13 protein-coding genes are annotated in these 12,887 nt (G+C 73.6%); 10 read left to right on the top strand and 3 right to left on the bottom strand.

Features of this window, described 5'->3' with window-relative positions; translation table 11 throughout:
* Positions 1–119: 119 nt before the first annotated feature.
* The 4 genes from AVW11_RS19585 (at position 120) to AVW11_RS19570 (ending at position 3,649) form a co-directional block, all read left to right on the top strand.
* Positions 120–1,277: an ArsA family ATPase gene (locus AVW11_RS19585; RefSeq protein ID WP_076044986.1), complete on the top strand. Its 1,158-nt coding sequence runs from the start codon at positions 120–122 to the stop codon at positions 1,275–1,277.
* Between the two features lie 73 nt (positions 1,278–1,350).
* The gene (locus AVW11_RS19580; protein WP_060178180.1) at positions 1,351–1,815 is read left to right on the top strand and encodes a DUF5304 domain-containing protein; all 465 of its coding nucleotides are present in this window, start codon (positions 1,351–1,353) and stop codon (positions 1,813–1,815) included.
* 61 nt (positions 1,816–1,876) lie between these two features.
* Positions 1,877–2,818: an ROK family glucokinase gene (locus AVW11_RS19575; protein ID WP_030385620.1), complete on the top strand. Its 942-nt coding sequence runs from the start codon at positions 1,877–1,879 to the stop codon at positions 2,816–2,818.
* 69 nt (positions 2,819–2,887) lie between these two features.
* Entirely contained in the window at positions 2,888–3,649 is a 762-nt protein-coding gene (locus AVW11_RS19570) for an endonuclease/exonuclease/phosphatase family protein (protein WP_030850123.1), read from the top strand.
* A gap of 388 nt (positions 3,650–4,037) precedes the next feature.
* Here the strand turns inward: AVW11_RS19570 and AVW11_RS19565 are convergent, their stop codons facing one another.
* Complete coding sequence (locus AVW11_RS19565; protein ID WP_060178178.1) at positions 4,038–4,616, bottom strand: hypothetical protein; 579 nt, start codon at positions 4,614–4,616, stop codon at positions 4,038–4,040.
* The gene (locus AVW11_RS19560; RefSeq protein ID WP_060178305.1) at positions 4,609–5,388 is read right to left on the bottom strand and encodes an alpha/beta hydrolase; all 780 of its coding nucleotides are present in this window, start codon (positions 5,386–5,388) and stop codon (positions 4,609–4,611) included. Before AVW11_RS19560 ends, AVW11_RS19565 begins: the two co-directional genes overlap by 8 nt.
* A gap of 170 nt (positions 5,389–5,558) precedes the next feature.
* Between AVW11_RS19560 and AVW11_RS19555 the strand changes: the two genes are divergently transcribed.
* The 6 genes from AVW11_RS19555 (at position 5,559) to AVW11_RS19530 (ending at position 10,907) form a co-directional block, all read left to right on the top strand.
* Positions 5,559–6,299, top strand: a complete 741-nt coding sequence (locus AVW11_RS19555) for a lysophospholipid acyltransferase family protein (protein ID WP_076044984.1) — start codon at positions 5,559–5,561, stop codon at positions 6,297–6,299.
* Positions 6,300–6,332: 33 nt separating this feature from the next.
* The gene (gene macS, locus AVW11_RS19550; RefSeq protein ID WP_060178176.1) at positions 6,333–7,547 is read left to right on the top strand and encodes a MacS family sensor histidine kinase; all 1,215 of its coding nucleotides are present in this window, start codon (positions 6,333–6,335) and stop codon (positions 7,545–7,547) included.
* 59 nt (positions 7,548–7,606) lie between these two features.
* Positions 7,607–8,251, top strand: a complete 645-nt coding sequence (locus tag AVW11_RS19545) for a response regulator (protein ID WP_051700497.1) — start codon at positions 7,607–7,609, stop codon at positions 8,249–8,251.
* A 151-nt stretch (positions 8,252–8,402) separates the two neighbouring features.
* The gene (locus AVW11_RS19540; protein ID WP_030850140.1) at positions 8,403–9,431 is read left to right on the top strand and encodes a 6-phosphofructokinase; all 1,029 of its coding nucleotides are present in this window, start codon (positions 8,403–8,405) and stop codon (positions 9,429–9,431) included.
* 71 nt (positions 9,432–9,502) lie between these two features.
* Positions 9,503–10,510, top strand: coding sequence for a 2-hydroxyacid dehydrogenase (locus AVW11_RS19535; RefSeq protein ID WP_076044982.1), 1,008 nt, complete (start codon positions 9,503–9,505; stop codon positions 10,508–10,510).
* Between the two features lie 70 nt (positions 10,511–10,580).
* Positions 10,581–10,907, top strand: a complete 327-nt coding sequence (locus AVW11_RS19530; protein WP_076044980.1) for a hypothetical protein — start codon at positions 10,581–10,583, stop codon at positions 10,905–10,907.
* A gap of 36 nt (positions 10,908–10,943) precedes the next feature.
* Here the strand turns inward: AVW11_RS19530 and AVW11_RS19525 are convergent, their stop codons facing one another.
* Positions 10,944–12,869 carry an anthranilate synthase family protein gene (locus AVW11_RS19525; protein WP_060178173.1) on the bottom strand — a complete coding sequence of 642 codons (1,926 nt, stop codon included), beginning with the start codon at positions 12,867–12,869 and terminating at the stop codon, positions 10,944–10,946.
* Positions 12,870–12,887 lie beyond the last annotated feature (18 nt).

Below are 12,887 nucleotides of genomic sequence, written 5' to 3'. Positions count from 1 at the left end.
CCGACCGCGGCGCGGCACCGCCCCGCGGCGTCCCGCCGCGGACCCCGCGCGTTCGCGGACCCCGCGCGGCTGCGGACCCCGCGCGGCCGCGGACCCCACCCGATCCGGAGCACCCGCACATGCACACCCTGCTCATCACCGGCCCCGGCGGGTCCGGGCGGACCACCGTGGCGGCGGCCACCGCCCTCGCAGCGGCCCGCGGGGGGCAGCGGGTCCTGCTGCTCTCCGGCGACCCGGGCGACCCCCTCGCCCAGCTGCTCGGCGACCCGCTCCCGCCCGGCCTGAGCGTCGCCGCGGTGGACTGCGGCCAGGAGTTCCGCGACGAGCTCGTCGCCCTCCAGGAACGCGGATCCGCCCTGCTCTCCATGGTCGGCGCCCGCCCCCTGAGCGCCGAGGAACTCACCGAGCTGCCCGGCTCCGAACAGTTCGCCCTGCTCCGCGCCCTGCGACGGGCCGCCGCCGCACCCGCCACCGACCTCGTCGTCGTCGACCTGCCCCCGCTCCACCAGGCGGTCGCCACCCTCGCCCTCCCCGCCCAGCTGCGCCGCTACCTCGCCCGCCTGCTCCCCGCCGAGAAGCAGGCCGCCCGCGCCCTGCGGCCCGTACTGGCCCAGCTGGCCGGCGTGCCCATGCCGGCCCAGTGGCTCTACGAGGCCGCAGCGCGCTGGGACGAGGAGCTGGCCGCCGTCCAGGCCGTCATCGAGGCCGACACCACCGACGTGCGCCTGGTCGCCGAACCCGGACCGGCCGCCGCCGACGCGCTCCGGCCGGGCCGCCTCGGCCTCGCCCTCCAGCAGCTGCCCGTCCGCGACGTCGTCGCCAACCGGATGGTCCCCCACGCCTCCGCCGACCCCTGGCTCGCCGGGCTCGCCGCCCAGCAGGAGAAGTACGCCGCCCAGTGGGCCGGCGACGGCCCCGTCGTCGCCCTCGCCCACCTCGGCCCCGACCCCCGGGGACAGGACGACCTCGACCGGCTCGCCGCACCCGCCGGCCTCGTCCCGGACGCCCCCGCACCCCGCCGCGCCTGGACCGTCGAGGACCGGCTCGCCGACGACGGCGTCCTCGTCTGGGTGGTTCCGCTGCCCGGCGCGCACAAACGCGACCTCGACCTCGTCCGCCGCGGCGACGAGCTGCTGCTGACCGCGGGCCCGTACCGCAGGATCGTTCCCCTGCCCTCGGCGCTGCGCCGCTGCACCGTGTCCGGCGCCGCCCTCACCGAAGGCGAGCTCCGCATCCGCTTCACCCCGGACCCCGGTCTGTGGCCCCGTACGCGCTGAACCTGATACCCCCGTTCGGGTACCGTCGAAGGTAGACAGCACGCACGCCCAGCAGCCGCCGCAGGAGTCCGCCATGAGCGAGGCCACCGACCGCCCCACCGACGACGACGCCTGGGCCAAGGCCTGTGCCGAGGACCTCGCCGCCGAGAAGGAGCGCCTGCGCGGGCAGGACCGGTCCGGCTCCGGGGGCACCGGCACCGCCGCCGAGGAACTGTTCAAGCTCTTCGAGGCCGTCGCCGACAAGGTCTCCGGCCTGAACAACCCCCTGTTCGGCGCCGCCGCGCAGGGCGCCGTCCGCCAGATCGTCGACCAGGCGAAAACCGCCGCGAAGCCCGTCGTCGAACGCAATCCCGAGGTCTTCGACCACCTCGCGGCCGCCGGCTCCGAGCTGCTCGCCGCCTACCGCTCCGCCGTCGAGGGCCACGAGGCCCGCTGGACCCGGGGCGAGCCCCGGGCACCCCGGCAGACCTCCGAAGACCGCGACCCCCGCCGGGAAGGCCCCGACGACGGTCCCGCCGAGCGCATCGATCTCGACTGAACCCCCGACGCCCTCGGGTACCGTTGGCCGTGGCGGGGTTTGACCGGAAACCGAGGGACTAATGGGACTCACCATCGGCGTCGACATCGGCGGCACGAAGATCGCGGCCGGCGTGGTCGACGAAGAGGGCACGATCCTTGAGACGTACAAGGTGCCCACCCCGCCGACCGCGGACGGGGTGACGGAGGCCATCTGCGCCGCCGTATCCGAGGTCAGCAGCAACCACACCATCGAGGCCGTCGGCATCGGCGCCGCCGGATACGTGGACGACAAGCGCGCGACCGTGCTCTTCGCGCCGAACATCAACTGGCGCCACGAGCCGCTCAAGGACAAGGTCGAGCAGCGCATCGGCCTGCCCGTCGTCGTCGAGAACGACGCGAACTGCGCGGCCTGGGGCGAATACCGCTTCGGCGCCGGCCAGGGCCACGACGACGTCATCTGCATCACGCTCGGCACCGGCCTCGGCGGCGGCATCATCATCGGCAACAAGCTGCGGCGCGGACGCTTCGGAGTCGCCGCCGAGTTCGGGCACATCCGGGTCGTCCCGGACGGCCTGCTGTGCGGCTGCGGCAGCCAGGGCTGCTGGGAGCAGTACGCCTCCGGGCGCGCCCTCGTCCGCTACGCCAAGCAGCGCGCCAACGCCACCCCCGAGAACGCGACGATCCTGCTCGCGCTCGGCGACGGCACCCCCGAGGGCATCGAGGGCAAGCACATCAGCGAGGCCGCCCGGCAGGGCGACCTGGTGGCCGTCGACGCCTTCCGCGAGCTGGCCCGCTGGGCCGGCGCGGGACTGGCCGACCTGGCCTCCCTGTTCGACCCGTCCGCCTTCATCGTCGGCGGCGGCGTCTCCGACGAGGGCGACCTCGTCCTCGACCCCATCCGCAAGTCCTTCAAGCGCTGGCTGGTCGGCGGCGCCTGGCGCCCGCACGCCCAGGTGCTCGCCGCACAGCTCGGCGGCAAGGCCGGACTCGTCGGCGCGGCCGACCTGGCCCGCCAGGGCTGAGCCCCTTCCACCCGGACCGCCCGCCGCGCCCCTTGGGGGAGCGGCGGGCGGCTGCGTATCTTGCGGTACATGGACCAGTCGCCGCCCCCGCTGCCGAAGTCCCGTACGGAACCCGACGGTTCCGCCGTGATCCGGGTGCTCAGCTACAACATCCGCTCCCTGCGCGACGACGAGGAGGCGCTCGTCCGGGTCATCCGGGCCTGCGAGCCGGACCTGGTCCTCGTACAGGAGGCGCCGCGGTTCTTCCGGTGGCGCAAACACGCGGCAAGGCTCGCCGCCAAGTGCGACCTGGTGGTGCTGGGCGGAGGCGCGACCGCGACCGGCCCGCTGCTGCTGTGCTCGCTGCGGGTCTTCGTGGAGCGGACGCAGGACGTACTGCTGCCGCACACACCCGGACTGCACCGACGGGGCCTCGCCACCGCGGTCGTCCGCATCGGCGGCGTGCGCCTGGGCGTGGTCTCGGCGCACCTCTCCCTGGACCGGGGCCAGCGGCGCGAGCAGGCGGACCTCCTCCTCGACCGGGTCGCCGCGCTGGACACCCCGTACGGAATCGCCGCGGGCGACGTGAACGAGGGACCGGACGGCCCCGCCTTCGGGCGGCTCGCCGGGGCGCTGCAGGACTGCTGGTCGGTGGCGCCCTGGGGCGGGGAGCGGACCTTCCCGGCGGCCGCGCCGGACCGGCGGATCGACGCGGTCTTCGCCACGGCGGGGGTGGAGGTGCTGGCCTGCGGGGTCCCCGCAGGACTGGCGGGGGTCTCGGCGACGGACCTGCGGTCCGCCACGGACCACCTGCCGGTGCTGGCGGCGCTGCGGCTGCCGGCGGCGACGTAGCCCCGCCGGCCGGTACGGGCACGGCACCGCTGCGGGGGCCGCTACCCCCGGGCCCCCGGCGCCTCGAAGGCCGGCGGGGTCAAAGGATCGGGCGCTGCCCCGGGCCCCTGGCGCCGCCAAGGCCGGCGGGGTCAAAGGATCGGGCGCTGCCCCGGGCCCCTGGCGCCGCCAAGGCCGGTGGGGTCGAAGGATCGAGCACTGCCCCCGGGCTCCTGGCGCCGCCAAGACCGGCGGGGTCGAAGGATCGGCGCTGTCCCCGAGCCCCGGCGCCTCGTGGCGCCGGTGGGGGTGAAACCGCGGGGCCCGCGCCGCCGTCTCGGCGGTCGGTGGGAGGTGCCCCTGCGGGGGTGCGGCGGGGCTGCATGGGCAGCCCCGCCTGTCCGGCCGGTCAGACGACGGCGCCGCGGCCCGGGTCGTCGTCCTCGTCGTCGCCGTGCTGCATGCGGGCGACCAGCGTCGCGAAGCCGCCCAGGAAGCCGCCGATGCCCAGCGTCGTCAGCCACCAGGTCATGTCCCACTGCAGCAGCACCGCCAGCAGCAGGAGCACCGGGCCGCCGACCACCGCGAGCCACGCGAACTTCGCCGTCGTGTCCGCGGGCGGGAGCTCCGGCTCCGGCTGGACGAAATGGCCCTCGTCCGCCGCAGTCAGGTCCTCGTCGTCCGGCTCCGCCAGCGAATGGTCACGGGGACCCGCCATGCCCACGCCCGGGGCGAAGACCACCGAGCTGCCCAGCGCGGGCGCCGCCGCGGGCGGCTCCGGCTCGGGCTCGGCCTTGGCGTCCGCCCCCGGCTCCGGGGGCAGCGGCTTGACGTCCTCCTCGGGCAGCAGGAGGTTCTCGATCGGCCGGAACGGCCGGGACCCCGGCGGGTCCGGCGGCTCCTGCCCGTACCCGGCCACGATCGCGGCCCACGCCGCTTCCTCGTCCAGCGGCGGGATACCGCCCGACTGCTCCTCGTGCTCAGCCACCGGCCTCCGCCCCCTCCCTGCCCACGCTCTCCGCCAGTCGGCCGACGAACGCAAAACTGTCCGCGAAGATCCGCTCCGCATCATGGTCCAACGTCGCGACGTGGTAGCTCTGTTCCAGCAGGGTCTCCGTCACGTCCGTCGACGAGACCCGGGCCAGCACCCGCGCCGAGTCGACGGGCGGCACGACGTGGTCCTGCGGGCTGTGCAGGAGCAGCAGCGGCTGGGTCACCTGCGGCAGCTCGGCGTCCACCAGCTGCAGGAACTTCCGCAGCGAGTGCGCGGCCCGCGTCGGGACCCGGTCGTAGCCGACCTCCACCGAGCCCGGCTTGGCGATGTCACTGGCGATGCCCGGCGTCGACCGGATGAAGTGCTGGGCCACCGGAAGGAGGGGGGCCAGCGGGTCGTGCACCTTGTTGGCCGGGTTGACCAGCACGATGCCGCTGATGGCGTCCCCGTGCTTGGCCGCCAGCCGCAGGGTCAGCGCGCCACCCATCGACAGTCCGAAGACGAACACCTGCGTGCACCGCTCCAGCAGCTCGCGCAGCGCGCGGTCCACCTCGGCGTACCAGTCCTGCCAGCCCGTGAGCTGCATGTCCTGCCAGCGCGTCCCGTGCCCGGGCAGCAGCGGAAGCGACACCGTCAGGCCCCGCCCGGCGAGATAATCGGCCCAGGGGCGCAGCGACTGCGGGGAACCGGTGAAGCCGTGGCAGAGGAGGACGCCGACCTCTCCGCCCTCGTGGCGGAACGGCTCGGCTCCAGGGAGGACGGGCACCAGGGTCTCCTTGATCATGACGTACGTCGGGCGGGTGCGTTGCTCTGTGTGACTTCAAGGTACGCGACCGGGGTGGCACCGGCCAGGGTCGTCGGGCTCCTGCCGGTGGGGGCACGGGATAAGGTCTGTTCGACAGACACAGGAAGGCTTTCGAGTTGATCTACGGCGCAATGAAGTTCTCCATCGGCGGTTCGCTGAAACTCGCGTTCAGGCCGTGGGTGGAGGGCCTCGAGAACATTCCCGCGGAGGGGCCGGCGATCCTCGCGAGCAACCACCTGTCCTTCTCCGACTCCTTCTTCCTGCCGGCCGTGCTGGACCGGAAGGTGACCTTCATCGCGAAGGCGGAGTACTTCACCTCCCCCGGAGTCAAGGGCAAGCTGACCGCCGCGTTCTTCAAGGGCGTCGGCCAGCTCCCGGTGGACCGCTCCGGCGCCCGGGGCGCAGGCGAGGCCGCCATCAAGAGCGGCATCGACGTCATCGAACGCGGTGAGCTGTTCGGCATCTACCCCGAGGGCACGCGCTCACCGGACGGACGCCTCTACCGCGGCAAGCCCGGCGGCCTGGCCCGCGTGGCCCTGGCGACCGGCGCGCCCGTGATCCCCGTCGCGATGATCAACACGGAGAAGATCCAGCCGCCCGGCAAGGTCATCCCCAAGCTCATGCGCCCCGGCATCCGGATCGGCAAGCCGCTGGACTTCAGCCGCTACCACGGCATGGACGGCGACCGCTTCATCCTGCGCTCGGTGACCGACGAGGTCATGTACGAGATCATGAAGCTCTCCGGCCAGGAGTACGTCGACATCTACGCGACGGCGGCCAAGCGGCAGATCGCCGACGCCGAGAAGGCGGCCAAGGACGCCGAGAAGGCGGAGAAGGCGGCCAAGGCGGAGAAGGCCGACAAGGGCGAATAGCGGCGGGCGGTACCGCCCAGGGGGGTGGGGGAGATGGCGAAACGCGAACGCGTCGTACGCATGTCGGTCGAGCAGCCGCTCTGGCGTGCCCTGACCGCGTACCGGCTGCTGACCATGGTCTACGCGGTGCTGCTGTTCGCCTCGGCGTACAAGCAGTTCCCGCACCCCTGGCCCGCGGCCGGCTACCTCGCGGTCCTCGCCGTGTGGACGCTTGTGACCTTCCGCAAGGTCGCGAACGCCGCGAGCTGCACGAAGGGGTTCCTCGTCGCGGACCTCACCGTCGCGGTCGTCGGGATCCTGCTGACGCCGATCGTCGACACCCACGAGCGGATCATCGGCGGCGGCCCCACCCTCCCCACCATCTGGACCGCGGGCGCGGTCCTCGGCTTCGCGATCAAGGGCGGCTGGCGCTGGGCCTGCTTCGCCTCCACCTTCGTGGCCATGGCCAACATCCTCGTCCACAGAGGCCAGCCCACCGGGGACACCCTGCACAACGTCCTGCTGGTCTGGGTCGCCTCCGTGGCCATCGGCTACGTCGTCGAGGTCGCCCGGGCCAGCGAGAACACCCTCGCCCGCGCCTTGGAGATCGAGGCCGCCACCCGCGAGCGCGAGCGTCTCGCCCGCGACATCCACGACGGCGTCCTCCAGGTCCTGGCCATGGTCCAGCGCCGCGGCTCGGAACTGGGCGGCGAGGCCGAGGAGCTCGGCAGGCTGGCGGGGGAGCAGGAGGTGGCGCTGCGCACGCTCGTCTCCAGCGGCCTGGTGCAGCCCTCCCGGGTCTCCCGCGACGAGTCGCGGGGCGCGCTGGTGGACACCTACGACGACGAGCCCGGCGCGGACGCCGGCGAGCTGGACCTGCGCACGCTCCTCGCCCCGCACGCCGGCTCCCGGGTGAGCTTCGCCGAGCCGGGCACTGCGGTACCGCTGCCCGTGCCCGCCGCGAAGGAGCTGGCGGCGGCCGTCGGCGCGGCCCTCGACAACGTACGCAAGCACGCCGGGGAAGGGGCCAGGGCCTGGATCCTCGTCGAGGACTGGGGCGACGAGGTGATAGTCACCGTCCGCGACGACGGCCCCGGCATCCCGGCGGGCCGCCTCGACCAGGCCGAGGGCGAGGGCCGGATGGGTGTGGCCCTGTCCATCCGCGGCCGGCTGCGCGACCTCGGCGGCAGCGCCGATCTGGTGTCCGTCCCCGGGCAGGGCACCGAAGTGGAACTGAAGGTACCCAGGGGCAGGACGGACAAGAAGTGAGCGAGCGAACCGACGTGGACAACCCGCAGCAGCCGCAGGAGCAGCGCGAGATCAGGGTGATGGTCGTCGACGACCACCCGATGTGGCGCGACGCCGTGGCCCGCGACCTGGCCGCCGCCGGCCTCGACGTGGTGGCTACCGCCGGCGACGGCCCCGAGGCGGTACGCCGGGCCCGCGCGGTCACCCCCGACGTCCTGGTACTCGACCTCAACCTGCCCGGCATGCCGGGGGTGCAGGTCTGCAAGGAACTGGTCGGCGCCAACCCGGCGCTGCGGGTCCTGGTCCTGTCGGCGAGCGGTGAACACGCCGACGTGCTGGAGGCGGTGAAGTCCGGCGCGACCGGCTACCTGCTGAAGTCCGCGGGCGCCCAGGAGCTGATCGACGCCGTCCGCCGCACCGCCGCCGGAGACCCGGTCTTCACGCCGGGCCTGGCCGGCCTGGTGCTCGGCGAGTACCGCCGCCTGGCCACCGACCCGGTGCCGACCGCCTCGAACGAGCCGAAGGCGCCGCAGCTGACCGACCGCGAGACCGAGGTGCTGCGACTGGTGGCCAAGGGGCTCTCGTACAAGCAGATCGCCGAGCGGCTGGTCATCTCGCACCGCACCGTGCAGAACCACGTCCAGAACACCCTGGGCAAGCTGCAGTTGCACAACCGGGTGGAGCTCGTCCGGTACGCGATAGAGGCCGGCCTCGACGACGCGTGAGCACCGCTCGCGGCCGTCGATCGTACTTACGTCCTCGTACGAGTGAACGGGCGTACACAACGCCCCGCGATTCCACCTGAATTGCCCCTGCAGATTCCGTGTTGTGACCTGCGTCACCACTAGCGTGACCGTCATGGCGAAGGGAGATGCAATGAAGGTCGGAGTGCTGACCGGCGGCGGCGACTGCCCCGGGCTCAACGCGGTGATCAGGGCCGTCGTCCGCAAGGGCGAGCAGGAGTACGGCTGCGGGTTCGTCGGGTTCAAGGACGGCTGGCGGGGCGCGGTCGAGGGGCGCACCGTCCCCCTCGACATCCCCGCCGTCCGCGGCATCCTGCCCCGCGGCGGCACCATCCTGGGCTCCTCGCGCACCAACCCGTTCACGACGGAGCACGGGGTGCGCGACATCAAGGAGAACCTCGCCAAGTACGAGGTGGACGCGCTCGTCGCGATCGGCGGCGAGGACACCCTCGGCGTCGCCGCCCGCCTCCACGGCGAATACGGCATCCCCTGCGTCGGCGTGCCGAAGACCATCGACAACGACCTGTCCGCCACCGACTACACCTTCGGCTTCGACACCGCCGTCGGCATCGCGACCGAGGCCATCGACCGCCTGCACACCACGGCCGAATCGCACATGCGGGTCCTCGTCGTCGAGGTCATGGGCCGGCACGCCGGCTGGATCGCCCTGCACTCGGGGCTCGCCGGCGGGGCCAACGTCATCCTCGTCCCGGAGCAGCGCTTCGACGTCGACCAGGTGTGCGCCTGGGTGACCTCCCGGTTCAAGGCGAGCTACGCGCCGATCGTCGTGGTCGCGGAGGGCGCGATGCCCAAGGACGGAGACATGGTGCTGAAGGACGGCACCAAGGACTCCTTCGGGCACGTCCGGCTGTCGGGCGTGGGCGAGTGGCTGGCCAAGGAGATCGAGGCGCGCACCGGCAAGGAGGCCCGCACGACGGTGCTCGGGCACATCCAGCGCGGCGGCACCCCCAGCGCCTTCGACCGCTGGCTGGCGACCCGGTTCGGACTGCACGCGATCGACGCCGTGCACGACGGGGACTTCGGGAAGATGGTCGCGCTCAAGGGCACGGACATCGTCCGCGTGCCGATCGCGGACGCGACGGCGAAGCTGAAGACGGTCGACCCCGCCCTCTACCAGGAGGTCGGCGTCTTCTTCGGCTGAGCCGCCGGGCGCCGGCACACCATGGGCCGTATCGTGACGGACGGCCCATGGTCCTACGTACGGGAGTGCACGTGGAAATCCTGGCGTTCGGCGTGCAGTCGGACGAGAAGCCGATGCTCGAAGCCGCGTTCGCGGGCGTGCACGAGGTGCGCTGCCTGGACGTCTTCCTCACCGAGGACACCGCCCCCATCGCCGCCGGGTACGAGGTCGTCTCCTCCAGCGTCAACGCCGACCTGAACGGGCGGGTGCTGCGGATCCTGGCCGCCGGCGGAACCCGGATGATCGCCCAGCGCTCCACCGGCTTCAACAACATCGACCTGGACGTGGCGCGGCAGCTCGGCCTGACGGTGAGCCGGGTCTCGTACTACTCGCCGTACTCCGTGGCCGAGTTCGCCTGGACCCTCGCGATGGCCGTGAACCGGCGCATCGTCCGGGCCGCGACCCGGACCAGGGACTTCGACTTCCGCCTGGACGGCCTGATGGGCCGTGACATGCACGGCCGCACGGTCGGGGTGCTCGGCACCGGCAAGATCGGCGAGGCGTTCACCCGCATCGCGCACGGCCACGGGATGCACCTGCTGGGCTGGGACCTGGTGCGCAACCCGGCCTGCGTGGAGCTCGGCATGGAGTACGTGGACAAGGAGGAGCTGTTCGCCTCCGCGGACCTGATCAGCCTGCACGTGCCGCTGCTGGAGTCCACGCACCGCCTCGTCGACGCGGCGGCACTGCGGCTGATGAAGGACGACGCGATCCTGGTGAACTCCAGCCGCGGTGGCCTCGTCGACACCGAGGCCCTGGTCGCGGAGCTCCGCGCCGGACGCTTCACGGGGGTCGGCCTGGACGTGTACGAGGCGGAGGCCGGGCTCTTCTTCATGGACCGGTCGCTGGAGACCGTCGAGGACGACACCCTGGCCCGGCTGGTCACCTTTCCCCACGTCGTGGTGACCTCCCACCAGGCGTACTACACGATCGACGCGGTGAGCCAGATCGTCGACACCACAGCCGCCAACGTGGCCGACTACCTCGCGGGCCGCCGCTCCGAGAACACCCTCGTCCCGGACCCGCCGCAGGCCCCGTAGCCCCCGGGATTTCGGATCACGTTCACCTCCCCGACGCCTGGCGCGGGCGCGCGGGGCCTACATTCCTCGCGTGGACTTCCCCGAGATCATCCGCTGGATCTTCGCCGGCCTGATTCTGCTGGCCATGGCCGGCCTGGTACGGGAGTTCCGGCGGCTGCGCCGGACGGAGCCCGCAGGCCGACCCGCCCGCCGTTGGGACATCGCGGACCAGTGCGCCGGGTTGGTGACCGCCGTCGGCGGCGCACTCGGCAGCTTGCCCCTCTTCGGGGTCGGCCTGGCCCTGACCGGCGTGGTGCTCGCTGCCAAGGCCGCCCGCGCGGCCCTGGCCCTCCTCGCCCGCCGCGCGGCGAGGCCGACCCCGGCCGCCGGCGAAGGATCCGCCCCCGCAGGGCAGTAGGTGCGGCCCCCGGACCGGGGCGGGCCGTACCGGGCGCTAGGCGGTGGCCGGCGCGCGGACCGAGGCCACCAGCTCGCGCAGCAGGTCGGCGCCGCGCAGGGTGAGGACCGACTCCGGGTGGAACTGGACCCCCGCGAAGCCCCCGGCCGGGGAGCGCAGGGCGTGGACCTCCCCCGTGGACCGGTCCCGGGCCACCTCCACCCCGCGGGCGGCCAGCCCGGCGGCCAGCGGGTCGTCGCAGTGCGCGGTGTAGGTGTTGTAGAAGCCGACCACCTCCTCGGTCCCGAACAGCTCGATCCGGGTCTGCGCTCCCTGCGCCGGCTCCGCCTTGCGGACCAGCGGCAGGCCCAGCTCGGCGGCGAGCAGCTCGTGCCCGAGGCACACGCCCAGCAGGCCGTGGCGGTGCCCGGCCAGCAGCTCCGCGGCCAGCCCGCGCAGCAGCCGCATCTTCGGGTCGGCCGAGTCCGCCGGGTCGCCCGGGCCGGGCCCCAGCACGATCGGTCCCGCCCAGGCCAGGGCCGCCTCCCGCAGCCCCGGCTCGTCGAAGCGCCGTACGGTCACCTCCAGTCCGGCCACCCGCAGCACGTGCGCCAGCATCGCCGTGAAGGTGTCCTCCCCGTCCACCACCAGCGCACGGCCCGTCGGCGCGGCCGGCCGCTCCTGCATCCGCAGCCAGAAGGGGGCCAGGTCGGCCCGCCGGGCGGCGAGGGCCGCCTGCACCCGCGGGTCGTCCGCCGCCCTCGCGCCGGGCGCCGCCGGCCGGGGCGCGGCCGGCCGCACCCCGAGCGCCGCCAGCACACCCGCCGCCTTCGCGTGCGTCTCGGCGACCTCGCCCGCCGGATCGGAGTGCCGGACCAGCGTGGCGCCCACCGGCACCCGAAGCCGCCCGTCGCGGGCGATGTCGGCCGTGCGGATCAGGATGGGGGAGTCGAGCGTCTGCGACCCCGCGCAGTCCAGGCCCAGCAGGGCCAGGGCGCCCGCGTAGTAGCCGCGCCCGCCGCTCTCGTACCGCTCGATCACCCGGCAGGCGTTCTGCACCGGCGAGCCCGTCACCGTCGCCGCGAACATCGTCTCCCGCAGCACCTCCCGCACGTCGAGGGAGGAGCGGCCGCGCAGCTCGTACTCGGTGTGCGTGAGGTGGGACATCTCCTTCAGGCGCGGTCCGACGACCACCCCGCCCCGGTCCCCGACCGTGCACATCATCTTCAGTTCCTCGTCGACCACCATCGACAGCTCCTCGGTCTCCTTGCGGTCGCCGAGGAAGGCGAGGAGCGATTCCGGGGTCGGTCCCGTGGCCGGATGCCGGTACGTCCCGCTGATCGGGTTCATCACGACCGTGCCCCCGGCCATCCGCACGTGGACCTCGGGGCTCGCCCCGACCAGCGTCCGCCCGCCCGTGTGGACGACGTACGTCCAGTACGCGCCCCGCTCGCCCTCCAGCAGCCGGCGGAACAGTGCGAGCGCGTCCGCGCGGCCGAAGCCGTCGATCCGGCCCTCGAAGGTGCGCCGGATGACGAAGTTCGCGCCCTCGCCCCGGCCGATCTCCTCCCGGATCACCCGGTCCACCGTGTCCGCGTACGCCTCGTCACTGACGTCGAAGCCGCAGTCCTCGACCCGTACCGGATGCGCCGGCAGCGCGGCCAGCGCCTCGTCGAGCGGGATCTCGTACACCTCCTCGGCGACCAGCGCGGCCAGCGGCGTGCCGTCGTCGCGGACGTCGAAACCGCGTTCCCGGATCTGCCGGAAGGGCACGAGCGCGAGGGTGGGCAGCGGGCCGACGGGCAGGTCGGCGAGGCGCTCGGCCTCGTGGACCGCGCCGAGGAGGACCTCGACGGTGTCGTGGTCGCGGCCGGGGGTCCGCCGGCGCAGCAGGGCGAACGGCGGGCAGGAGTCGTCGAGCAGCCGGCCCAGCGGGCCGGGTACGTCGGGGCGGTTGGGTCGGCTGGTGTCCGTGGGGTCCATGGGCGGAGCGTCCTTCCG

Origin of the sequence: Streptomyces amritsarensis (assembly GCF_001953875.1) — a bacterium.
Lineage (GTDB): Bacteria > Actinomycetota > Actinomycetes > Streptomycetales > Streptomycetaceae > Streptomyces > Streptomyces amritsarensis.
This window is presented reverse-complemented; position numbering and strand designations above follow the sequence as displayed.